This window comes from Burkholderia sp. L-4 (genome assembly GCF_056856535.1).
This window is the reverse complement of record NZ_JBXEOX010000003.1, coordinates 525217-550059: the sequence shown is the minus strand read 5'-3', so window position 1 is coordinate 550059 and position 24843 is coordinate 525217. Positions and strand designations below refer to the sequence as shown.

14 protein-coding genes are annotated in these 24843 nt (G+C 70.2%); all 14 read left to right on the top strand.

The window, feature by feature from the left end; all coding sequences use genetic code 11:
* The first annotated feature begins 1 nt into the window (after window position 1).
* Window positions 2-2224, top strand: coding sequence for a peptidase domain-containing ABC transporter (locus tag AC1VVG_RS32950; protein ID WP_482837508.1), 2223 nt, complete (start codon window positions 2-4; stop codon window positions 2222-2224).
* The gene (locus AC1VVG_RS32945) at window positions 2225-3652 is read left to right on the top strand and encodes a TolC family protein (RefSeq protein WP_059561069.1); all 1428 of its coding nucleotides are present in this window, start codon (window positions 2225-2227) and stop codon (window positions 3650-3652) included. It abuts the gene before it with no gap.
* Window positions 3634-5226 carry an acyltransferase domain-containing protein gene (locus tag AC1VVG_RS32940; RefSeq protein ID WP_482837507.1) on the top strand — a complete coding sequence of 531 codons (1593 nt, stop codon included), beginning with the start codon at window positions 3634-3636 and terminating at the stop codon, window positions 5224-5226. The genes AC1VVG_RS32945 and AC1VVG_RS32940 overlap by 19 nt, the downstream gene beginning before the upstream one ends.
* Window positions 5227-5301: 75 nt before the next feature.
* Window positions 5302-11280, top strand: a complete 5979-nt coding sequence (locus AC1VVG_RS32935) for an SDR family oxidoreductase (protein ID WP_482837506.1) — start codon at window positions 5302-5304, stop codon at window positions 11278-11280.
* A complete protein-coding gene (locus tag AC1VVG_RS32930) occupies window positions 11277-15290 on the top strand; it encodes a cytochrome P450 (protein WP_482837505.1) in 4014 nt (1337 codons plus the stop codon). Before AC1VVG_RS32935 ends, AC1VVG_RS32930 begins: the two co-directional genes overlap by 4 nt.
* Window positions 15291-15310: 20 nt before the next feature.
* Window positions 15311-16702 carry a flavin-containing monooxygenase gene (locus AC1VVG_RS32925; protein ID WP_301742434.1) on the top strand — a complete coding sequence of 464 codons (1392 nt, stop codon included), beginning with the start codon at window positions 15311-15313 and terminating at the stop codon, window positions 16700-16702.
* Window positions 16699-17415: an ABC transporter ATP-binding protein gene (locus AC1VVG_RS32920; RefSeq protein ID WP_034190064.1), complete on the top strand. Its 717-nt coding sequence runs from the start codon at window positions 16699-16701 to the stop codon at window positions 17413-17415. Before AC1VVG_RS32925 ends, AC1VVG_RS32920 begins: the two co-directional genes overlap by 4 nt.
* Entirely contained in the window at window positions 17415-18821 is a 1407-nt protein-coding gene (locus AC1VVG_RS32915; RefSeq protein ID WP_034190100.1) for an ABC transporter permease, read from the top strand. The genes AC1VVG_RS32920 and AC1VVG_RS32915 overlap by 1 nt, the downstream gene beginning before the upstream one ends.
* A 51-nt stretch (window positions 18822-18872) precedes the next feature.
* Window positions 18873-19652: an outer membrane lipoprotein-sorting protein gene (locus AC1VVG_RS32910; protein WP_034190065.1), complete on the top strand. Its 780-nt coding sequence runs from the start codon at window positions 18873-18875 to the stop codon at window positions 19650-19652.
* Window positions 19649-20965: a hypothetical protein gene (locus AC1VVG_RS32905; protein ID WP_482837504.1), complete on the top strand. Its 1317-nt coding sequence runs from the start codon at window positions 19649-19651 to the stop codon at window positions 20963-20965. The genes AC1VVG_RS32910 and AC1VVG_RS32905 overlap by 4 nt, the downstream gene beginning before the upstream one ends.
* A 16-nt stretch (window positions 20966-20981) precedes the next feature.
* On the top strand, window positions 20982-21398 hold the full coding sequence (locus AC1VVG_RS32900) for a DUF4345 domain-containing protein (RefSeq protein WP_059561056.1): 417 nt from the start codon (window positions 20982-20984) through the stop codon (window positions 21396-21398).
* Window positions 21391-22503, top strand: coding sequence for an esterase/lipase family protein (locus tag AC1VVG_RS32895; protein ID WP_080287901.1), 1113 nt, complete (start codon window positions 21391-21393; stop codon window positions 22501-22503). The genes AC1VVG_RS32900 and AC1VVG_RS32895 overlap by 8 nt, the downstream gene beginning before the upstream one ends.
* Window positions 22504-22521: 18 nt before the next feature.
* Window positions 22522-23532 (top strand): lipase secretion chaperone, encoded by a 1011-nt coding sequence (locus tag AC1VVG_RS32890; protein WP_226103831.1) that lies wholly within the window; start codon window positions 22522-22524, stop codon window positions 23530-23532.
* 431 nt (window positions 23533-23963) lie between these two features.
* Window positions 23964-24740 (top strand): Crp/Fnr family transcriptional regulator, encoded by a 777-nt coding sequence (locus tag AC1VVG_RS32885; RefSeq protein ID WP_049033390.1) that lies wholly within the window; start codon window positions 23964-23966, stop codon window positions 24738-24740.
* Window positions 24741-24843: the final 103 nt, after the last annotated feature.

Below are 24843 nucleotides of genomic sequence, written 5' to 3'. Positions count from 1 at the left end.
CATGCGATTACTCGATCGACTCTCGTTCGGCCTCGGCCGCAAGCTGCCGATGGTCCTGCAGACCGAAGCGGCCGAATGCGGCATCGCATGTCTCGCGATGGTGGCCGGTTATCACGGCCATCACGTGGATCTCGCGACGCTGCGCGCGCAGTTTCCCATTTCGCTGAAAGGCGCGGGCCTCGGGCGCGTGATCGAGATCGCGCAGCGCCTGTCGCTCGGCACGCGCGCGGTGAAGCTCGACCTGGCGCAGCTCGGCCAGTTGCGCCTGCCGTGCCTGCTGCACTGGAATTTCAACCACTTCGTCGTGCTGAAGGAAGTGAACGGCAAGACCGCGACGATCCACGATCCGTCGCACGGTATTCGCAAGGTATCGCTCGCCGATGTCTCGCGCGCGTTCACCGGCGTCGCGCTGGAGCTGTGGCCGAACGCCGGCTTCGCGCCGCGCGCGGCGCGGCCGGCGGTCAGGCTGCGCGAACTGCTGGGCCCGGTGTCGGGGTTGTCGCGCTCGCTCGCGCAGATCCTGGTGCTGGCGATCGCGCTCGAAGTCTTCATGCTCGTGCAGCCGTTCTTCCTGCAATGGGTGATCGACGAAGTGATCGTCAGCGCCGATCGAGACCTGCTGACGGTGCTCGCGCTCGGCTTCGGCCTGTTGCTGCTGATGCAGCAGGCGACCGGCGCGATTCGCGCGTGGGCGCTGATGTATGTCGGCGTGACGCTCAACATCCAGTGGCGCGCGAACGTGTTCACGCATCTGCTGAGCCTGCCGGTGCGCTATTACGAACGCCGCCATCTCGGCGACGTCGTGTCTCGCTTCGGCTCGATCGACACGATCCAGCAGACGCTGACCACGTCGTTTCTCGGCGCGGTGATCGACGGGCTGATGACGCTCGTCACGCTGGCGATGATGTTCGTCTACAGCCGCACGCTCGGCTTCGTCGCGCTGGCGACGATGGCGCTGTACGCGCTTGTCCGATGGATGTGGTACGGCCCGTTGCGGCGCGCGACGGAGGACCAGATCGTGCACGCGGCCAAGCAGCAGAGCCATTTCCTCGAGACGGTGCGCGGCGTGAAGACGATCAAGCTGTTCAACCGCCAGACGGAGCGGCGCGCGAGCTGGATCACGCTGCTGGTCGAGCAAGTGAACGCGAGCCTGCACGTGCAGAAGCTGCAGATCTTCTATCAACAGCTCAACGGGCTGCTGTTCGGCATCGAGAACGTGCTGGTCATCTGGCTCGGCGCGCGGATGGTGATGGACGGCCAGTTCACGGTCGGCGTGCTGATGGCGTTCAACGCGTACAAGAGTCAGTTCGACAGCCGGGTCGGCAGCCTGATCGACAAGTATTTCGAGGTCAAGATGCTGCAGTTGCAGGGCGAGCGGCTGGCCGACATCGTGTTCGCGGAAGCGGAACCCGACGCGAGCCTGCGCAGCGTGCCGGGCGAGGCGGACACGCTCGACGCGAGCATCGAGATCGACGGGCTGTCGTTCCGCTATGCGGACGGCGAGCCGCTGGTGCTGGACGGCGTCAATGCGACGATCGCGGCCGGCGAATCGGTCGCGATCGTCGGGCAGTCCGGTTGCGGGAAGACGACGCTGATCAGCGTGCTGCTCGGGATTCACGAGCCGACGGGCGGCGCCGTGCGCATCGGCGGGCTCGACGTGGCCAGGCTCGGCATCGAGCGGCTGCGCGCGCTGGTCGGCACGGTGCTGCAGGACGACGTGCTGTTCGCGGGGTCGATCGCGGAGAACATCAGCTTCTTCGATCCGGAAGCGGACCCGGACTGGGTCGCCGAGTGCGCGCGCATCGCGGCCGTGCACGACGACATCGCGGCGATGCCGATGGGCTACAACACGCTCGTCGGCGACATGGGCACCGTGCTGTCCGGCGGCCAGAAGCAGCGCGTGCTGCTGGCGCGCGCGCTGTACAAGCGGCCGCGCATCCTGGTGCTCGACGAAGCGACGAGCCATCTCGACATTCAGCGCGAGATGCAGGTCAATGCGGCCGTCACGCAGCTCGCGATGACGCGGCTCATCGTCGCGCACCGGCCGGAGACGATCGCGTCCGCGCAGCGCGTCATCATGCTGCAAGGCGGGAAGGTCGTGCTTGATCAGTCGACCGCGGCGATGCGCGCGGCGGTCGCGGCGAAGTCGCATGCCGGCGTGCCGGCCGCGTCCCGGCCGGCACCGCACGATGCCGGGCCGGTAGAGCCGGTGGCGGGGCGCTAGATGATGAAGCGATCATTCGCCGTCGTGCTGACCGCCGTTGCGCTGGCCGCCGCGCTGCCCGCGAGCGCGCAGATGCTCGACGTCTATCGCACGCGCGACGACGTCGCGGCGACGCAGGCCGGGTCGATGGCATCGGCCACCGCGTGCGGCGCACGGCGCCTCGACGACCGGCCGCTCGCGCTGGAGGACGCGATCCTGCTCGCGATCTGCTCCCATCCGCAACTGAGCCGCACGTGGGCGGATGCACGCGCGGCGACGGCCGAGGTCGGCGTGTCGAAGGCCGCGTACCTGCCGACGCTGAACGCGACGGCCGGGATCCAGCGCGACAACGTGAACACGACCTATACGGGCGGATTCTCCGGCGATCAGCGCAGCACCAGCCGTTACGGCATGCTCAACCTGAGCTGGGTGCTGTTCGATTTCGGCAAGCGCGGCGCGAACCTCGACCGTGCGCGTGCGTTGCTGCGCGCGGCCAACGCGGCGCACGACGACGCGTTGCAGAGCGTCTTCTTCGACGCGGCGCAGGCGTTTTATGCGCTGCGCGATGCGCAGGCGGCGCTCGAGGCCGCCCAGGCGGTCGAACATGCGGCGCAGGAGAGCCTGGCCGAAGCAAGCGCGCGGCACGACGGCGGCGCCGGCACGCTCGGCGACGCGTTGCAGGCGCAGACGACCTATCGCAAGGCGCTGCTCGACCGCGTGAGCGCGGAGGGCGACCTGCAGAACGCGATCGGCACGCTCGCGACGACGCTCGGCGCGGACGCCGACACGCCGCTGCGGATCGCCGACGCGGAACCGTCGCCCGATCGCGACGATTTCACGCGCGGCGTCGCGAACCTGATCGCCGAGGCGAAGCGCGATCACCCGAAACTGATTGCCGCCCGCGAGCGGCTCGAAGCGGCGCGCGACCAGATCCGCGCGGTGCGTGCCCAGTCGCTGCCGACGATTTCGCTGATGGGCAGCCTCTCGCGCAACAACCCGTCGTACCAGCAGCAGCCGTCGCTGTTCCAGTTGCAGAGCAGTCACAGCAACTCGATCGGCATCCAGGTTTCGATTCCGCTGTTCGAGGGATTCGCATCCGGGTATCGCATCGCGCAGGCGAAGGCGCAGGCCGATGCGCAGGAAGCCGATGTGCGCAGTACCGAACTCAAGGTGTCGCTCGACGTGTGGAAGAGCTACCAGAGCTTGCAAACCGACACGACGAACCTCGACAACTCGCAGCATCTGCTCGACACCGCGCTGCATTCGCTCGACATCGCCCGCGGCCGCTACAAGGCCGGGGTCGGCACGTTCACGGAACTGCTGAATGCGCAGTCGGCGCTCGCGGATGCGCGCCGGCAGCGCGTGCTCGCGGTGTCGAGGTGGCGGACCGCGAGACTGAAGCTGGCCGAGAGCCTGGGGAGATTGGGATTATGGAACGACGCGAGTTGAACGGTACCGGGCCGAACGTGGGCGACGCGCAAGCGCGCGGCTGCGCGTTCCTGTTCCCGGGACAAGGGGCGTTCTATGCGGGCGCGTTGCGGCAACTCGGGCGAGAACACCGCGGCGTGCGGCAGACGCTCGACGCGATCGACGCGGTCGCGAGCGAGCGGCTCGGCCAGCCGCTGACCGGCGCGCTGTGGCGCGACGATGCGGGGCTCGATACGTGGCTGCGCGAGGCGCCCGACTTGTTGCAGCTCGGGATCTTCGGCGCATCGGTCGGGATGTTCGGCGTGCTGCGCGAACGCGGCGTCGTCCCCGACCTGCTGATCGGACACAGCTTCGGCGAAATCGCGGCGCTGGTGTGCGGCGGCGTCTATTCGATCGAGCAGGGCGCGCGCATCGTGTGCGACCGGATTGCGTCGTTGCAGGCCGCGGCGCCGGCCGACGGCATGATGGCCGCGATTTCGGCCGGCGCCGACGCGACACTCGCGCTGATCGACGCGAGCGCGATCACGCACGGGGTGCGCAACGTCTGCATCGCGGTCGAGAACCACGCGTCGCAGACCGTCGTGTCCGGCCCGCGCGACGCGCTGGAAGGTTTCGTCACGGCCTGCGCGGCGCGCGGCGTGACCGCACAGACGCTCCGGTCTCCGTATGGCTTTCATCACCCCGACCTGGCCGGCGCGCGCGCGCAGTTCGCCGCGCGGCTTGCCGCCTATCGACCCGGCGCACTCGCGATTCCGGTGTATTCGCCGATCCTCGGCCGCCGCTATAGCGGCGCCGACGATCCCGGCATGCGGCTCGCGTCGCATTTCGTGATGCCGGTGCGCTTCGCGGACGCGATTCGCGCCGCGCGCGCGGACGGCATCGCCCGCTACGTCGAGTGCGGCGCGCTCAATGCGCTGGCGCGCATCGTCGTGCGCATCGCCGGGCCGGGCGCGGTCAGGACGTTCGGCGGCCCGACGAGCGTGGCAGAGGAATCGAGCGTCGTCACGACGATCACCCGTTATTTCCAGGAGGACAGCATCATGAAGGACGATATTCGCATCGGCAACGCCGGCTCCGGCTTCGACGCGTTCTGGCAAGCGCGCGGACCGCACATCGTCGACTGGCTCAAGGGCGAACTGCGTCACGCGTTCGACGCGGCGGGCACGGTGCCGGCAGGCACCGCACCGACGGCGACGCCACTCGCGCCGCAGCCGGACCCGATTCTCGCGCCCGCGCCGCGCCTCGCGGCAGTGGGTGGAGCGGCGCTGGCGCCGGTTCCGGCGCCGCCGAGTGAGGGGGCGCCCGCGGCGGTTGCCGCGGCGCGGCCCGCGCACGTGCCGCGCGAGCGGCTGTTCTCGGAGCTTGTCGATATCTACGCGCAGGCGATGGAATATCCGGCCGAGGTGTTCTCCGAATCGATCGAGCTCGAAGCCGAACTCGGTATCGACTCGGTCAAGCAGACCGAGATCATCCAGCGCATCACCGCGCGCTACGCGTTGCCGCCGCTGCCCGCGAATTTCCGCAGCGGCGACTTCAAGGCGATGGGGCAGATCGTCGATTTCGTCTACGAAAACCAGGGAAAGGCGCTCGCCTGACGGCCGTGGGCCGAAACGTTGGTCGGCAGGGGGGGCCCTGCCCGTAATCACAAGTTCTCGATAGGCAGGCGATCCATGTCGAATACCAGCATGCGCGGCAAGCTCGTTCTCGTGACGGGCGGTGCGAAAAACGTGGGCAAGGCGATCTGCAGGCGTTTCGCCGAGCAGGGCGCGCACGTGATCCTGAATTTCTTCCATTCGCTCGACGCGTCGAAGGAGACGGCCGAGGAACTGCGCGCGCTCGGCGCGACCGTCGACGTGATCCGAGCGTCGGTCGCGCAGCAGGCGCAGGTCGACCGGATGTTCGACGAGATCGAACGGCGCTACGGCCGCCTCGACGTGCTCGTCAACAATGCGGCGTCCGGCGCGCTGCTCGGCGTCGACGAGATCGGCGCCGAGCATTTCGATCGCGCGCTCGACACCAACCTGAAAGGCGCGTTCTGGTGCGCGCGCCGTGCCGCGGCGCTGATGGCGCGCTCGGGCGGCGGCGCGATCGTCAACGTGTCGTCGGTGGGCGCGATGCTCGTGCCCGCGAACTATCTCGTCGTCGGCACCGCGAAGGCGGCGCTCGAATCGCTGACGCGCTATCTCGCGGTCGAGTACGCGGGGCGCCAGATCCGGGTGAACGGCGCATCGTCGACGCTGATCGACGGCGACGTCGCCGCGCAGTTTCCGGACCCGGAGAACACGAAGCGATCGAGCATCGCGGCGACCCCGCTGAAGCGGCTCGCGCGCGCGGAGGATCTTGCCGATCTCGTCGTGTTTCTCGCGTCGGATGCCGCGCGCTGGATTACCGGACAGGTGGTCGTCGCGGATGGCGGGTTGTCGCTGTGCAGCGAGGGATTGTCGCCGCGCGCGGACTGGCCGACCGCCGGGCAGGATGCGGCCGCAGCCGCGGCCGCTGCCGTCGCGCAACCGGCTGCCCGTACGGCCGCCGCTGCCGACGACGCACCGGACAGCGACGACATCGCCGTGGTCGGCATGGGTCTCGCATTGCCCGGCGCAAGCGATCCGGACGCATTCTGGCGCGCGCTGCTGGACGGCCCCGAGCTGTTCGGCAACGTGCCCCCGGATCGGTGGGACTACCGCTCGTTCTACTCGCCGGATACGTCGGCGGAAGACAAGAGCTACCAGTCGCGCTCGGTCTTCATCGAACAGTTCGAGCCGTGCTCGACGGTGCGCGCCGAGCTCGACGCCGGCACCGCGCCGCGCGAACTCACGACGCTGTGGCTGCGCCACGCACTATGCCAGGCGCTCGACGGCGTGACGCTGCGCGACGCCGATCGCGTCGCGTTTCTGGTCGGCTACACGGCGGACGGCAGCCAGCATCTCGAGGAAGGCATGGTGCTGGCCGCCGCGCGCGAGCGCCTGAACGCGGTGCTGGCCGACGCCGGCGTCGACGCGGCCGAGCGCGCGCGCCGCGTGGCCGCGATCGATGCGGTGCTGAGCGCGCGCTATGCGCGCGGCGCGGGCGATCTTGCGTCGTTCTTCCCGCATCGTGTCGGCCTGAACGCGATGAAGGGCGTGCTGCCGGACGATGCGGAATACATGATGGTCGACACCGCATGTTCGTCGTCGCTGTATTCGATCGATCTCGGGATCAAGGCGCTGCTGCTCGGCAAGCAGGACGTGGTCGCGTGCGGCGGTGCGTTCGCGCTCGCACCGCGCGGCTCGATCCTGTTTTCGAAGCTGCACGGGCTGTCGCGCAGCGGCGAGGTGCGGCCGCTCGATCGCAACTGCGACGGCGTGCTGTTCGCGGACGGCGCGGGCGTCGTGATCCTGAAGCGCCTGGCGCGGGCGCGCGCGGACGGCGACCGCATTCTCGGCGTGCTGAAGTCGTTCGGCTCGTCGTCGGACGGGAAAGGCAAGGCGATCTACGCGCCGAATTCGGCCGGCCAGCGCATCGCGATCGACCGCGCGTATGCGCGCACCGCGACGGTGCCCGCCGACGTCGACTGGGTCGTGGCGCATGCCACCGGCACGCCGGCCGGCGATCTCGCCGAATTCCAGAGCCTGCGCGACGCGATCCGGCGCGATCGCCCGGTGCAGGTGACCTCCAACAAGTCGCTGGTCGGGCATACGGGCTGGGCGGCGGGCGTCGTATCGGTGATCCAGGCGCTGCTCGGCTTGCGCCACGAGGTCATCCCGCCCCAGCATCGCTTCAGCGAACCGCCGCCGGAATTCGAACTCGGCGGCACGAGCCTGCGGATCCCGGTGGCGCCGGTGGCGTGGCCGGTCCGGCGCGATTCGGCGCGCGTCGCGGCGGTGTCCGGTTTCGGCTTCGGCGGCACGAACGGCCACCTGATCGTGTCGGAGTACCGCGCCGATCTGCCCGCCGGCGGCGCGAGCGGCCGCTTCAAGCGCGAACCGCTGGCGATCGTCGGTTGGTCCGCGAAGTTTCCCGGTCTCGACGGCGACGCCGAGGTCGCGGCCTGGCTGCGCGGCGAAGGCCGCGCGCCGGACGCGAGCTTCGGGATCGGCTATCCGCTGCCGAGCTTCGCGCGCGTGAAGATGCCGCCGGCCGTGTTGCGCGCGCTCGATCGCTGCCAGCTGATGGCGCTCGATGCCGCGCACGATCTGCGCGAACGTCTCGGCACGTTCTGGCAGGAGCATGCGGACACGATCGGGCTCGTGATGGGACATATGGGGCCCACACGTAACGCGGCGCTGTATGCGAGCCGCTGCTATCTCGACGACATCGCGGCGGCGGTGCTCGATGCGACGCGGCCGGACGAGCGCGCGACGACCGAGCGCCTGCTGGACGGCTTGCGCGACGCGACGCAGCGGCTCGTCGCGCCGACCACCGAAAACTCGTTTCCCGGGATGATGCCGAACGTGATCCCGGCGCGCGTCGCCAATTACCACGATCTGCACGGGATGAACATGACGGTGGACGCGGGCCACGCATCGACGCTCGCCGCGTTCGAGGCGGCCGAGCGGTTCCTGTGCAGCGGCGAGCTCGACATGGCGATCGTCGGCGGGATCAACGGCAACGCCGCGGAGGAGGTGGGTCCGGCATTCGGGCTGCCGCTCGCGGAGGGTATCGTGCTGTTCGCGGTGACGACCGTGCGACACGCGCAGGCCGAAGGGCTGCCGGTGCTCGCGGTGGTCGGCGGCGGCGACGCGCGGGCCGCGGTCGAGCCGGCCGCGCCGTGCGACGCGACGGGCCGCGCGGTCACGTACGCGGGCGCGGATGCGGCGATCGATGTGCTGCGCGCAATCGTTGCGCGTACCCCCGACGTGACGCTGGCACGCGACAGCGGCGGCGACCGGCCGCGCTATGCGCTGCACGTCGCCTGCGAGCCGGCCGCCGCGCAGGCGGCCGCCCCGCATGAACCGCAAGCCGCGGTTGTAGCCGCGCCGGTGCAGGCCGTGCAGCCGGCGCCGGCTGCCGCACCCGTCGGGCCCGGGACGTTGCTGCCCGGCACGTTGCGCCGGACCGGCGTCGCGGCCGACGGCGAGCCGCTCGGCGTCGCACGATACCGGATCGAATGGCGCGATGCGCCGTGGCGGCCCGCGGGACGATCGACGCCGTTCATCGCGCCGCGTTGCGTGATCGTCACCGACCTGCCGGAAGCGCTCGCGGCACAGGCCGATCCGGGCCCCGGCTGCGTGGTGTTGTCGACGCGTCCGTTCGCCGCGAGCCGGCCGGGCTGGCACTGGATCGAGCGAATCGACGAAACCGTGCTCGACGGGCTGCCCGACGACATCGGCCACGTGCGCGTGCTGACGTCGCTCGATGCCGGCACGCTCGCCTCGGGCACCGCGGCGCCGGCCGCGCCCGCGCGGCTCGCGCTGCACGATCTCGCGTTCCTCGCGATCAAGCGTTGCCATGCGGCACTCAAGCGCGACGGCAGCTTCGTCGCGCTGCTGCTCGATGCGCTCGCGGGCGAGGTGCCGCATCCGGATGCCGGGCTCTACACCGGTCTCGTGAAGGCGCTGGCGATCGAGATGCCGGAAGCGCGCCCGGTGGCCGTGCTGACCGATGCCCGCTCGCTGCCCGATGCGCTGCGCGACGCCGAGCGTGAAAGCGGCGCGCGTCACTGGCTGCCGGTCGTCGCGCTGGGCGGCGGGCGTCGCCGCACGCCGCGCGTGATCGAGGACGCGGGCGAGCTGCGCGCGGACGAGCGCCTGGCGCTCGGGCCCGACGCGGTCGTCGTCGCGGTCGGCGGCGCACGCGGGATCACCGGCGAGCTGATGAAGACGCTGGCCGCGCACGTGCGCCCGACGCTGTACCTGATCGGCAGCAGCGCGCTCGACGAGGTCGACGCGGACCTGCTCGCGATGGACGACGAAGCGTTCGCGAAGACCCGCCCCGATTACATTCGCCAGCAGAAGGCACGGCATCCGGAGCAGCCGCTGCCGGCGATCATCCGCGCGTTCGAGCGGCGTGCCGACGCGCGCACGGCGTGCATGAACATCGAGGCGATGCGCGCCTTCTGCGGCGCGCATCGCGTGACGTACCTGCGCGCCGACGTGATGGACCCCGGCAGCGTGCGCACGGCCATCGACACGATTCTCGCGCGCGAACCGCGCGTCGACCTGCTGGTCAACGCGGCCGGACTGAACCGTTCCGCATCGGTGCTCGTGAAGTCGCTGGACGATTTCGTCGCGGTGCGCGACATCAAGGTGCGCGGCTACTGGAACCTGCGCGGCGCGTTCGGCGCCCGGCAGCCTCGCCTGTGGTGCAACTTCGGGTCGTTCATCGGCCTGACGGGCCAGGCCGGCGAAACCGACTACGCGTCCGGCAACGACTTCCTGAACACGCAGGCGTCGTATCACCGCGCGGCGCTCGGCCACGACGAATTCACGATTGGCTGGACGCTGTGGCGCTCGGTGGGGCTCGGCTCGAATCCGGTCACGCGCGCGTTTCTCGAGAAGAGCGGACTGTTCACGAGCATGCGCACCGCGGAAGGGCAGCATCATTTCATGCGCGAACTCGGTCTCGGCGAGCGCGCGGCGATGTCCGTGCATCTGGGCGAGGCCGAGCGACGGGCGATCGAGACGCACCTGCCCGGCTACTTCGAGCTCGACGAAGCGGAAGCGGCGCCGCACGTCGCCACGCCGCGCGAGCCGGATTTCTATCTCGGCCGCGAGCTGGCGCGCACCGGCGACAGCGTGAGCTTCGAGCGCGTGTTCGATCTCGAGCGCGATGCGTATCTGCAGCATCACGTCGTCAACGGTTTTCCGACGCTGCCGGGCACGTTCGTGCCCGAAGTGGCCGCCGAGGCCGCGCTGCGGCTCGTGCCGGGGCTCAAGGTCATCGGATTCGCGGACGCGGCGTTCCTGCACTTCCTGCGCGTCTACGATGCGAAGCGGCCGAGCGCGAAGCGCATCCACGCGCGCATCGCCGCACGCGATGGCGACGCCGTGCTCGTGCACGTGCGGATCTCCGGCGACGTGCTGGCGCCCGGCGGCCAGGTGCTCGTGCGCGACAAGCCGCACTTCGAGATCACCGTGCGCCTGGCCGCGGCCTACGCGCCGGCACCGGTGTGGAGCGAACCGCCGGGCGGGACGTTTGTGCCCGTCGCCGATCCGTATCACTTCGACGCGGCGCCGGTGAGACTGACCGGCATGTTCGTGTCGACGACCGACACCGGCATGAGCGAAACGGGCAAGCAGGCGCGCTTCCGGCTGAACGTGCCGGACGGCGATCCGGTGTTCTCGCGCTTCGTGGTGCCGAGCATCCTGCTCGACGGTCTTGCACGCGTGGCGGCGCTCGATCATGTCGCCGGCGACTACATCCCGCTCGCGGCGCCGATGTCGATCGGCCGCATCGACCTGTACGAAGCCGGCAACGACTGCGAGCTGGCGGCGCGCCATGCGTCGATCGCGCTGCGCGTGACGCCGCGCGCCTTCGCGCTCGAAGGGCCGGCGAGCAGCGGCAACCGGTTCGTCGCGGTGCGCCCGGACGGCCGCATCGTGATGCAGATGCGCGACGTGACGGGCATCGTGACCGGCTACGTGCACCGCGTGACCGGCGCGTTCGCCACGCGCGGCGAGATCGATGCTCGGCTCGCCGCGCCCGCGGCTTCCGAACAGGTGTCGGCATGAGCACGAAGCGTCTCGCGCCCGGCCCGCGCGGCAGCGTCGTGATGGGCAATCTCGCGGAATACAAGCGCAATCCCGTCACGATGCTGCTGAAGCTGCAGCAGCAGTACGGCGACATCGCCCGCAACCGGCTGGGCCCGTTTCTCACGCATGCGCTCGCGCATCCGGACGGCGTCCAGCACGTGCTGCAGGACAATCACCGCAACTACGTGCGCGGCCGCTTCTACGACAACTTCAAGATGTTCTTCGGCGACGGACTGCTGACGACGGACGGCGAGTTCTGGCGGCGTCACCGGCGCGTCGTGCAGCCGCTCTTTCACCGCAAGCAGGTGGAAGCGCATACGGCCGCCGTCGGCGACGCGGCGCTCGCGCTCGTCGAGCGCTGGCTGAAGCGGCCCGCGCACGCGCCGTTCGACGCCGTCGAGGAGATGATGCGCGTGAGCCTGCGCATGCTCGGGTTGATGCTGTTCAACGCGGACATCTCGCGGCACGCGGACGAGGTCGGGCCGGCGGTGCGCTTCGGCATCGAGGCGATGATGCCGCAGGGCAACATGAACGATTTCGTGCCGCGCTGGATGCCGACGCCGTTCAACCGCCGGATCGCACGCGCGCGCCGCGGGATCGACACGATCGTCGATGCGATCGTCGCCGAGCATCGCGCGGGACGCTGCGACACGAGCGACGTGATCGCGCTGCTGCTCGCCGCGCGCGACCCCGACACGGGCGCGCCGCTGACCGAGCGCGAGGTGCACGACGAGGTGATGACGGTGTTCCTGGCCGGCCACGAAACGACCGGCAGCGGGATGGCGTGGGGGCTCTATGCGCTCGCGCAGCATCCGGACGTGCTGCGGCGGCTGCGCGAGGAGCTCGATGCGGTGCTCGGCGGTCGCGCGCCCACGGCAGACGACATCGCGCGCCTGCCGTATCTGGTGCAGACCGTCGACGAGATCCTGCGGCTCTATCCGCCGATCTGGGGCTTCACGCGCGATCTGGTCGACGACGACGAGATCGGCGGCTATCACGTGCCGGCCGGTTCGTCGGTATTCATGTCGCCGTACGTCACGCATCGTCATCCGGCGCTGTGGGCCAACCCGGACGCATTCGATCCGGAGAACTTCGGATCGCACGCGCCGACGCGGCACAAGTACGCGTACTTTCCGTTCGGCGGCGGGATGCGCAAGTGCATCGGCTATCAGACCGCGCTGCTGCAGATCCGCGTGCTGATCGCGGTGGTCGCGCAGCACGTCGATCTGAGCGCGGTGCCCGGTCGTTCGCTCGACACGGGCGCGACGATTTCGCTGCGCCCGCGTGACGGCATTCAGCTGGTCGCCCGGCCGAGATCGCGCGAACGCACGAGCGCGGCGCCTGCCGGGCGCGACGTGCAGGTGCCGGCTTCGCGCGGCACGGCGTGTCCGTTCACCGGTGCGCCGGCAACGACGGCCGGCGGCGAGCGGGCGGCAAGCGTGGCGGCGCCCGCGCCTGCTGCCGGGCCGACGCTGCCGCCCGACGTGTGGGCGTTTCTGCAACGCGACGCGATGGCACCCGAAGCCCGGCGCGGCATGGACGTCGAAGCAGACGTGGACGGCGCACCGACCCACCGCTTCACGTGGCGGCCGGTCGAGATCGAACCGCTGCCCGAACGGCCGGCGGCCGAACTGAGCGGCAAGCGGATCGCGATCGTCAACGGCCTCGGCCGCACGGCCGAGCGCGTGGTGGCGGCGCTCGCACGCGCCTGCGCGAAGCCCGCGGTGTTCGCCCCCGCCGACGGCGTCGATCCGGCGGCGGCCGCGAACGCGTTCGTCGCCCAGTCGGGTCCGTTCGACGGGATCGTCGATCTCGGCGTCGAGGCACCGTTCTCGCTCGACGTGCGCGATCAGTGGGAAGCGCCGCTGCGCCGCACGGTCGCGTTGCTGCAGGCGTGTTACGGCGACTGGGTGCAGGAAGAAGCGACGTCGCGGCTGTTCTATCTCGCCGTGACCTGGCTGGATGGACTGATGGGATACGGCGACGACACGCTCGTCCAGCCGCTCGGCGGATTGTGGGCGGGGCTCGCGAAGACGCTGCCGCAGGAATTGCCGAACTGCAACGTGCGCGTGCTGGACATCGCGCCGGACGAAACTGGCCGCGTCGACGGGTTGATCGCACGCGAGCTGTATCGCTGGGGGCGCTTCGAGGTCGGTCATCGCGACGGGCGCCGCCACACGCTCGTCGCGACCCGCGACGACCTGCCGGCGCAAGCGGCGCCCGACTGGGGGCCCGACGATGTCGTGCTGTTCTCGGGCGGCGCACGCGGTATCGGGTTCCTGGCCGCCTGCGAGATCGCGAAGCAGTATCGCTGCACGGTGATCGTCACCGGTCGCGAAGCGCCGCCGGCCGGCGACGAGCCGTGGCTCGCGCTCGACGATGCGGGCTTCAGGCGCTACGGGCTCGACCTGCTGCGCCAGGCGACGCCGGAGCGGCCGCCCAAGGCGATCCGGCACACGCTGCAGCAACTCGAACGGCGCCGCGAGCTGAAGGCGTCGCTCGACGCCGCGGCCGCGCTCGGCCTGCCGGTACGCTACGCGGTATGCGACGTGACCGATGCGAACGCCGTGCGCGCGTTGTGCGACGCCTTCGGCGCGCGGCTGCGTGGCGTGATCCACAACGCCGGCATCGACCAGCCGGTGCGGTTGCCGCGCAAGTCCGTGGACGAATTCGTCGGTACCGCGCGCGTGAAGGTGCTCGGCTTCATGAATCTGTACGCGGCCGTGCGCGAGCGGCCGCGTGTCGACTGCTTCGTCAACGTCGGCTCGCTGACCGGCCGCTGGGGCGGCATGACGGGCGAGACCGACTACGCGGCCGCGAACGAGGCGCTCGCGCGGCTCGGCTGGTGGGCGCGCCGCGATGCGCCCGGGCGCGACGTGAAGACGCTCGTCTGGCCAACGTGGGACGGCGTCGGCATGATCACGAACCTCGCCGTCACGCGGCGCTACGTGACGCCGATGCGCATCGCCGACGGCGTTCGGCACTGGCTGGCGGAGCTCGCGCCGCCCACGCTGCCCGCGGCCCCCGGCGACGGCGAACCGATGTACATGGGCGCCGTCGGCCGTGCGTTGACGCCGATCCAGCTTCGCGGCTTCGATGCGGTCGACGGCTTGCCGAATCTCGGCGAGCTGGCGACACGCCGGCACCACGCGGGCGAGCCGCGGCGATTCCGGCCGTTCGCGTTTTTCTCGACGCGCTATCGCGCGGCCGGCGCGCCCTATACGCGCGCATTCCGCTTCGGCGGCCGCGCGGCGGTGCCCGCGTCGCTGCTGCTCGAGCACGCGCGCGTCGTGGCCGACTGGGTTGCGCCGCCCGACGGCGAGCGCGCCTACCTGCATGAAGCCGCCGACGTGACGATCGCGCTCGATGCGCTCGCCGACGCGCTCGATGCGCACGGCGACCTCGCGCTCGACACCGACGTGACCGGCCGCACGGCCGGCGACGGCTGGCACGTGACGGTGCGGTGCGCGTCGCTCGCCGGCCGCGTGCTGCTCGATGCGACGTTCGTGTACCACGGTCATCCGCCCGCGGGGACGACGGTGCCGCTGCCGCACGACGGGCAGGACGATGCGGTCCGGCCGGCCGTGTGCGCGATCTGGCGCGGCGACCTGCTGCCCGACGCGGACTGGCGCGGCGGCATCGCGCAGGTCAGGGCCGCCGACGCCGATGCGTTGTGGCGCGCGCCGGGCGCCGGCGACGCGCGCGACGCGGCGCCGTCCCCGCAGGTATGGCTGCCGGTCAATCATCTGGAGAACGTGTTGCGCGTGCTGCTCGGCGCGTGGCCCGCAGACGGCGAGCCGCCGCGCACGTGGCGCATCGGCGGCATCGCATTCGGCGCCGCGTGCGCCGCCGACGCCGAATTGCTGCTGCGCTATCCGGACGGCCGCTTCGCGATCGCCGATCGCGGCGGCGCATCGATCGCCGATCTGCGCGATGCGCGGCTGGCCGGCGCGACCGGCACGCGGGCCGCGGCCGCGCCGGTTCTTTGAACGGAAAGGGGAGATCCACCATGACGGAGCGCAACGACGGCGCGCGGTACTGCATCATCGGCGCGGGCGCGGCGGGAATCACCGCCGCGAAGAACCTGCTCGCGGCCGGGATCGGCTTCGACGTGATCGAGCGCGAGGACGACGTCGGCGGCAACTGGTACTACGGCCGGCCGAGCGGCGCGGTGTATCGCTCGATTCACATGATCAGCTCGAAGCGGTTTTCGGAATACACCGATTTTCCGATTCCCGACGACTACCCGACGTATGCGCGCGGCGACCAGGCGCTCGCGTACCTGCGTGCGTACGCGCGGCGCTTCGGCGTGTACGAGCGGATCGAGTTCGGCCGCTCGGTGCTCGAGATCGCGCCGGTCGACGGCGGCTCGGGGTGGCGCGTCGAGCTGGATCGCGGCGAAGTGCGCACCTATCGCGGCGTGATCGTCTGCAACGGGCATCTGTCGCATCCGCAACTGCCGGACTATCCGGGCCGCTTCGACGGGCTGCAGCTGCATTCGTCGCAATACCGTACGCCGGAGATCTTTCGCGACCGGCGCGTGCTCGTGGTCGGCGCGGGCAATTCGGGCTGCGACATCGCGGTCGAGGCGTCTCATCATGCGCGCGCGGTGTTCCACAGCACGCGGCGCGGTTACTACTACTGGCCGAAATTCCTGTTCGGGATACCGGCGGACCAGTGGGCCGAATGGCCGCTGCGGCTGCGCATGCCTTTGTGGGCGCGCCGCTTCTTCGGCGAGCGGCTGCTGCGGCTGACGACGGCCGGGCAGCCGGAGGACTACGGACTGCGCAAGCCCGACCACAAGCTGTTCGAATCGCATTTCATCATCAATTCGACGCTGTTCTACCACCTCGGCCACGGCGATCTCGATGCGCGGCCCGACGTGCGCGAACTGAAGGGCGATCGCGTCGTGTTCGCCGACGGCCGCGAGGAGCCGGTCGACGTGATCGTCTACGCGACCGGCTATCGGCCGAGCTTTCCGTTCATCGACCAGGCGCATCTGCAATGGCACAAGCAGCAGCCGTCGCTGTACCTCAACATGTTCGACGCGCAGCATCGCGACCTGTTCTTCATCGGTCTGTTCCAGACGTCGACCGGCAACTGGCCGCTGATGGACTACCAGGCGCAGCTGCTCGCGCGCTATCTGCATGCGCGCGACGCGGCGCCGCGCAAGGCCGCGCACGTCGACCGGCTGATCCGGCGCGGACGGTCCGACTGGAGCGGCGGCATCGCGTTCCATCGCACGCCGCGGCACGTGATCGAGGTCGAGCATTTCGCCTACCGGCTGCAGTTGCGGCGGCTGATACGCGGCCTGCCGGCCGTGCCGGGCGCGGCCGGCACCGATGCGCGCGCCGCGCCGGCGGCCCCGGCGGCGCCCGTGCGCGCGGGAGGTGCGTCATGAGCCTCGTGAACGTCGAACACCTGTCGAAGACCTACCTGCTCGACAGCGTGCGCGTGACCGGGCTCGCCGACGTGTCGGCGACGCTCGAGGCCGGGCGCTTCACCGTGTTGAGCGGCCCGTCGGGCAGCGGCAAGACGACGCTGCTGAACATGATCGGCTGCATCGACCGTCCCGACAGCGGGCGCGTGACGATCGCGGGCCACGATACCGCGTCGTTGTCCGACGATGCGTTGTCCGATTTCCGCGCGCGCCATGTCGGCCACGTGTTCCAGACCTTCAACCTGCTGCCGGTGCTGTCCGCGTACGAGAACGTCGAGTACCCGCTGCTGATGGCGGGCTGGGCGCCGGCCCGGCGCGCGGCGCGCGTGCGCGACCTGCTCGACGCGGTCGGGCTGGCCGACAAGGGACGGCACCGGCCGAGCCAGCTGTCGGGCGGCCAGCGCCAGCGCGTCGCGATCGCGCGGGCGCTGGCCGCCGAGCCCGCGATGGTGCTGGCGGACGAACCCACCGCGAACCTCGACAGCGCCACCGGCCACGCGATCATCGCGCTGATGCGCACGATCCAGCGCGAGCGCGACGTGTCGTTCATCGTGTCGTCGCACGATCCGCAGGTGGTGAGCGTCGCCGACGAGGTGATCCGGATTCTCGACGGCCGCATCGTCGGCCGGGAACGGGCCGGCGACGGCACGGCGGCGCAGGAGGTGTGCCGATGATCCATACGCTGATGCTCGCGCTGCGCAACCTGCAGCGCAACCGCCGGCGCTCGCTGACCACGCTGCTCGCGATGATCGTCGGCGTCAGTGCGATCCTGCTGTTCGGCGGTTTCAGCCGCGACATCACGCTCGGACTGCAAACCGACTTCGTGCAGCGCAGCGGCCATCTGCAGATCCAGCGGCAGGGCTATTACCTGTACGGCACGGGCGATCCGGCCGCGTACGGGATCCGCCGCTATGCGGCGCTGATCGACCTCCTGCGGCGCGACCCGCAGCTCGCGCCGCTGCTGCAGGTCGTCACGCCGACGCTGCAGTTCGGCGGCATCGCCGGCAATTTCGCGGCCGGCGTGTCGCGCACCGTGATGGGATTCGGCGCGATTCCCGACGACCAGTACCGGATGCAGCAGTGGAACGCCTACGGTTTTCCGCTGCGCCCGCGCGCGTTCGCGTTGCGCGGCAGCGCCGACGATGCGGCGGTGGTCGGTCTCGGCGTCGCGCGCGTGCTGCATCTGTGCGGGCCGCTGCAGGTGGCGGACTGCCGCGATGCACCACCGGGGCCGGCCGCGCCCGCCGCCGCCGGCCCGGACGCGAGTGCGCCGGCCGACGTGCTCGCGCTCGCCCAGGGCGAGGCCGGCTCGCAGCCGGCCGGCGACGGCGCAACCCACATCGAGGTGCTGACCGCGAGCGCGGGCGGCGCGCCGAACGTCGGCCGCTTCTCGGTCGTGAAGGCCGAGCAGCAGGGCGTGAAGGAGCTCGACGACGTGTATCTCGCGGTGCGCCTGCCGCAGGCGCAGCGGCTCGTATACGGCGGCGCCGAGCCGCGCGCGACCGCGCTCGAGATCCAGCTCGCGCGCACGGCCGATCTGCCGGCGGCGCGCGCGCGCATCGAGCAGCTGCTGCGCGGCGGCTTCGACGGCCAGCCGCTCGACGTCGTCGATTTCGCGACGCTGAACCCGTTCTACGACCAGACCAACCGGATGTTCTCGGTGATCTTCGGCTTCGTGTTCGTGCTGATCAGCGCGATCGTGCTGTTCGTGATCAGCAACACGATGAGCACCGCGATCATCGAGCGCACGGTCGAAATCGGCACGCTGCGCGCGATGGGCATGCGGCGCGGCGGCATTCAGGCGCTGTTCGTCTGCGAGGGCGCGCTGCTCGGCGTGGCCGGCGCATCGCTCGGCGTGCTGGCGGCGCTCGCGATTGCCGCGGCCGTCAATCACAGCGGGCTGGCCTGGACGCCGCCCGCGCGCATCGACGCGGTCGCGCTCACGGTGCGCGTGTGGGGCGAGTGGCGAACCATCGCGGTCACGTTCGCGGGGCTCGCATGCGTGGCCGGGCTGTCCGCGTGGCTGCCGTCGCGGCACGCGGCGCGGCTGTCGATCGTCGATGCGCTGCGGCATGTGTGACGCCGTGCGGATGCGGTCATTTTCGTTCATTTCACTTTCGGGAGAGCGCACGTGCGTCGCCTGTTCGTTTCATGCTGTCTGAGTCTTTCGTTCCTGGCCGGCGCCGCGCACGCGCAGCCGGCGCCCGATCCGCAGAAGGTGCTCGCGGCGAGCGACGCGATCCGCGCGCCGGCGAAATCGTTCGTGCTGACCGCGACGCTGATCGAGTATCGGTCGGGCAAGCAGGTGGACGGCAATACGCTGTCGATCTATTCGAAGCCCGATGCGCCGGGTGGCGCGTTCCGCACGCTGGTGCGCTTCGTCGCGCCGGCGCGCGACACGGGCAAGCTGATGCTGAAGAACGGCAACGACCTGTGGTTCTACGATCCCGCGAACCAGGCGAGCGTGCGGATCTCGCCCGACCAGCGGCTGCTCGGGCAGGCCGCGAACGGCGACGTCGTGACGGTCAATCTCGCGCACGACTACACGGCCGAGCTGAAGGGCGTCGAGGACATCGCCGACGGCGACCGGCAGACCCGCCGCGCCTACCGGCTCGCGCTCACGGGCCACGGCGACGGGCTCACGTACCGCCGCATCGAGATCTGGATCGACGCGGCGAACAACCGGCCGCTGAAGGCGCGCTTCTATTCGGAAAGCGACCGGCTGCTGAAGACCGCGTTCTACCGGCGCTACACGATGCAGCTCGGCGTCGAGCGGCCGACGGAGACGGTCATCATCGACGGGCTCGACAGCAACTGGGTCACGGTCATGCGTTTCTCCGACTACGCATGGCGCGACATTCCCGATGCATGGCTGCAGCGCGACTACCTGTCCCGCTTCCAGGCGCAATGACGGCGCGGCGTCGATGCCGGGTCGCCGCGCTCGCGTTCGTGCTGCTGCCGGCGCTGGCGCGTGCGGCGCCGGCCGGCGCGGAGGCGATGAGCGGGGCGGGCGGCGTGGATGCGGCCGATGCCGCGGCGCTCGATCTCGCCGACCGGTCCGCCACCGCGCCGGCCGATACCGCAAAGCCGTGGAAGCTCGACGTGCAGGACGCGTTGCGTGCGAGCCGCTATCGCGACGGCGCGCACGCCGGGCGCAACCAGCTGTCGGTCGAATTCGAGTACGGGCAGTGGCTGACGCCGACGTTCGCCGCGCACTTCTCGATGCGCTTCGACCGGTTCGATCCGCTCGGGACCTCGCGCACGTCGTCGCGCGACGTGACGCTCGTGAAGGAGGCGTACGCGAGCTGGCGCGCGGCGCCGACGTTCGTCGTCGACGCGGGGCGCGTCAACGAGCGGCTCGGCGCGGCGCTCGGCTACAACCCGACCGACTTCTTTCGCGCGGGCGCGGTGAGCCTCGACGTGCCGCCCGATCCGGACAGCCGGCACACGAACCGGCTCGGTACGGTCGCGCTGCGCGCGCAGCAGGTGTGGGACACGGGCTCGCTCGCGGCGCTGCTGTCGCCGCGGCTCGAGCGCCGCAGCCTGCCGGGCGACCCGGCCGCATCGTCCGACCTGCAGCGTACCAACGGCGTCGATCGCTGGATGCTGGTCGCGAGCCAGCGGCTCAGCACGGCGATCCAGCCGCAATGGATCGTCTACGGCGAAAGCGGGCAGGCGCCGCAGTTCGGCCAGAACCTGAGCGTGCTGCTCGGCAACTCGGTGGTCGCCTACGTCGAATGGGCGGGCGGCTACCGGCGCTCGCTGATCGCGCGCGCGACCGGTGCGGCCGGCGACAGCGCGTTCCGCACCAGCTCGTCGGTGGGCGCGACCTGGACGTTGCCGATCGACCTGTCGCTGAGTGCCGAGTTCCAGAGCAACGGCGGCGGCGCGGACGCCGCGCAATGGCGCGCGCTGCAGCGCGCGAACCCGGTCGCCTGGGGCAGTGCGGTGCAGACGTCGATCGCCGCGCAGGAGCTGCAAACCCGTCACGGCGTGTTCCTGATGGCGGCATGGCGCAATATCGGCGTGCGCCGTCTGGATCTGTCGGGCTTCATGCAGGCCGATCTCGGCGGCGGCCGGCAATACTGGGTCGAGCTGCGGCGGCGCTTCGACCGGTTCGACGTCGCGCTGCAGTGGCTGCATCAGGGCGGGCCGTCGTGGAGCCGCTTCGGTGCGATGCCGGAGTCGACCAGCGTGCAGGTGCTGGGCATTTTCTATCGATGACGCAAGGAGGTTTCGAATGAGCAAACGCGCGCTTCAGACGGCGACCGCCGTGCTTGCGCTGGTCCCGTCGATCACCGGGGTGCTCGGCATGATGGGCATCCACGATCCGCTGTACGCGTCGCTCGGCCTCGCACTGCCGGCCGACGCGACGCTGGACGGCAACCTGCGCTTCTACGCGGGCGTCTGGCTCGGGCTCGGCCTCGCGGCGTTCTCGGTGATTCCGGGGATCGAGCGCCAGGGGCGGCTGTTCGCGACGCTGTGGACGATGATCTTCCTCGGCGGCATCGGACGGCTGATTTCGCTCGCGACGCTCGGGCTGCCGTGGCCGCCGTTCGTCGGCTTCACGGTGCTCGAAGTCGTCGGCGCGCCGTTGTTCATCGCGTGGCAGCGGCGCGTGGCCGCTCACGCAACCATGGGGAACGCGCATGCATGACATCGACATCGATATCGCTCGGCGCGCCGTGCCGCTGCGACGCCTTGCGCGCGCGTGCGCGCGGTTCCTGGCCGCTGCCGCGCTGCTCGCCGGCGTTGGCCTGGCCGCACCCGCGGCGCGTGCGCAGACAGCGGCCGGCGCCGCGCTCGACGACTATGCAGCGACCCGCTATCCGATCATTCTCGTGCACGGCCTGACCGGCACCGACGACTATTTCGGCGTGGTGCCGTACTGGTACGGGATGCAGGCAGACCTGCAGCGGCATGGCGCGACGGTCTACGTCGCCGACCTGTCGGGGTTCCAGAGCGACCTCGGCCCGAACGGGCGCGGCGAGCAACTGCTCGCCTATGTGAAGCAGGTGCTGGCGGTCACGGGCGCGGCCAAGGTGAACCTGATCGGACACAGCCAGGGCGGGCTGACGTCGCGCTACGTGGCGTCGGTCGCGCCCGCGCTCGTCGCGTCGGTCACGACGATCGCGACGCCGCACCGCGGCTCGCAGTTCGCCGACTTCGTGCTCGCCGCGCTGAAGCTCGACCCGACGGGCATCTCGACGCCGGTGTTCGGTGCGCTGCTGAACCTGTTCGGCATCCTGACCAGCGACACGCACAACACGAACCAGGATGCGATCGCCGCGCTCGACGCACTCGGCACGGCGCGAACCACGCGGTTCAACCAGCTGTTCCCGAGCCCCGGCCTCGGCGCCGGTGCCTGTCGCACCGGCGCGCCGACCGAGACGATCGGCGGCAACGTACACCTGCTGTATTCATGGAGCGGCGCCGCATATCAGCCGGTGTCGCTGCTCGGCATCGTGACGGGCGCCGTCGATACCAGCGTGATTCCGGTGATCGATCCGGCGAATCTGCTGGATCCGTCGACGCTCGTGTTCCTGACGGCCGGCAACGTGATGGCGCTGGCCGGCGCGGGGCCGAACGACGGCTTCACGTCGACCTGCAGTTCGTTGTTCGGCACGGTGATCTCGACGCGCTACCACTGGAATCACTTCGACGCGATCAATCAGTTGCTCGGCATCCGCGGCGCGTATGCGGAAGATCCGGTCGCCGCGCTGCGCGTGCATGCGAACCGGCTGAAGCTGCAGGGCGTTTGAGCGATGACGGTCCGGACGATGCTGTCTCGCACCGTGCTCCATGGCGCCGTCGGCGTGCTCGCGGCCGCGGCGGTATGGCATGCGCTCGACCGGCCGGCGGCGTCGCCGCAAGCCGCTGCGCTGCCTGCCGCGCGCGTCGTGGTGTCCGACGCGGCGGTGCCGCGGCCCGTGCCTGCCGCGTCCGACGTCGCGCCGCCCGCGTCGCTGGCGGGTTCGCGCGCGCCGCGCCTGCCGCTCGGGCCGGACGGGCGTCTCGCGAAACGGCGTGCGGTGCGGGAATTCTTCGATTACTTCCTGCTCGCGCAGCACGACCTGACGCCGGACGCGCTCGACGCGCTGGTTGCGCGGGAGGTCGCCGCGCAGCCGATCGGCGGGCAGGCACAGCGCGAAGCGCTCGACCTGTGGCCGCGCTATCGCGCGTGTCTCGCCGCGCTCGATGCGCAGCCGGGCGCCGTGCAGCCCGGCATGCGTATCGATCCGGACGCGCTCGCGGGCCAGCTCGAGCGACGGGCGGCACTCGCGAGCCGCTGGCTCGGCGACTGGAGCGCGCCGTTCTTCGCCGACGAGTTCCGGCAGCAGCACGACGACCTCGACCGGATCCGGATTGCGCGCGACCCGGCATTGAGCGACGCGCAGAAGCGCGAACGCATTGTGGCGCTCGACCAGTCGTTGCCGCCGGACATGCGCGATGCGCATGAGCGGCTCGCGCGGCAGCGCGAGGCGGTCGCGACGGTTGCACGGCTCGACGCGCAGCGCGCGACGCCCGATGCGCTGCGTGCGCAGCTCGGCGCCGACGTCGCCGCACGCGTCGTACGGCTGCGGCAGGACGACGATGCGTGGCAGGCGCGCTATCGCGACCATGCGGCCGAACGTGAGCGGCTCGCCGCGCAGCAGCTTGGGCCCGATGCGCGCGATGCCCAGCTCGCGCAATTGCTGCAGCGCGATTTTCCGGATCCGGCGGACGCACTGCGCGCAGCGTCGCTGGACGCGGACAGCGCGGACATCACCGCTCGCCAGCGCGCGCGATAGCCGCCCGGCGACGGCATCCCGGGCAGGCGCCGTCATGGATCTTCCACGTTCTCCGTTGGAGAAGTGTGGGATATGTCACTCAGTCCGCATTATTTCGATGGAGGAATGATTTTTATTTTCAGAATTAACTGCATTTCGTTGCATTGGCCACTATTCGGAATTTTCAATGATTCTCCGGGAAAGTGTCTTTTCAAGGGCGGTATTTAAATCTCCGATAATTGATTGACCATGCAAATATCTTCTGGCAATGCCTGAAACTGTCAAATTACTTCATGTAACAAAGCCGGAGTGGCGCGAACGACAGGGCTGCGTGATACCTTTTTGTTTAATTAGACCGTAAGGAAAACGGCAAAACCGGAAAACCGGTTCGTTTTAACGCTGCATGAAGATTCGGTGGCCGAGGGGCAGCAATACAACGTACGAGGTGCACCGTGATACATCAGGCCGACAATGTCATCGAGTTGCCGCATGCGCTTGGTGCCAATCAATTCCTGTCTGCGCTCGACGGAATTAGCCGCGCGGAATTGGCGCCTCATTTGATGCTTTCGAATCTCAAGACCGGCCAGCTGCTGTGCGACGCCGGCGAGAATCTGGAGGCCGTCTATTTCCCGGTGACGGCGGGTATTTCGCTTCAATACACGACAGGCGGCAAGACGACGCTCGGCGTGACGGAGATCGGCCGCGAAGGCATCGTGTGCGACGACGTGATCGGCAGCACGATGCAGCGCCGCGTCGTCGTCTATCACGGCGGATTCGCGTATCGGCTGCATGCGCGCCGCTTCGTCGACGCGTGCGATGCATCGGCGGCGATCAGGCGGCAGGTCTTCGTGCGGATGCAGCTGGTGCTGGCGCAGGCGTCGCAGGTCATGTTCTGCAGCCGCCATCACGTGATGCGACATCAGGTGGGCCGCTGGCTGCTGATCGCCTACGAGCGCTCACGCAGCATCGAAATCCCGGTCACGCACGGCACTTTGGGGCAGATGCTGGGCGTGCGCCGCGAGACCATCACGGATACCGTGCGACAGCTCCACGAGCTCGGCCTGATCCATCAGCATCGCGGCGCCATCGTGCTGACGGATCTCGCCCGTCTCGAAGGGCAGGGCTGCGACTGCCATCGGGTCATCCGCGACGAAACGCGCCGCATTCTCGCGATCGATGCCGGTACCGGGGCCGGTGTCGGGCTGTCGCGACGCGTCCGGACGACCTAGTGGCCGCAGCCTCCTGCCGCGCGGCCGGCACCGGCGTGCCGCCGCGACGGCGTGTGCGCCGGCGCGGCGCGCGCAGGGAAGGGGCGAGGTCCGGGCGCAAGAC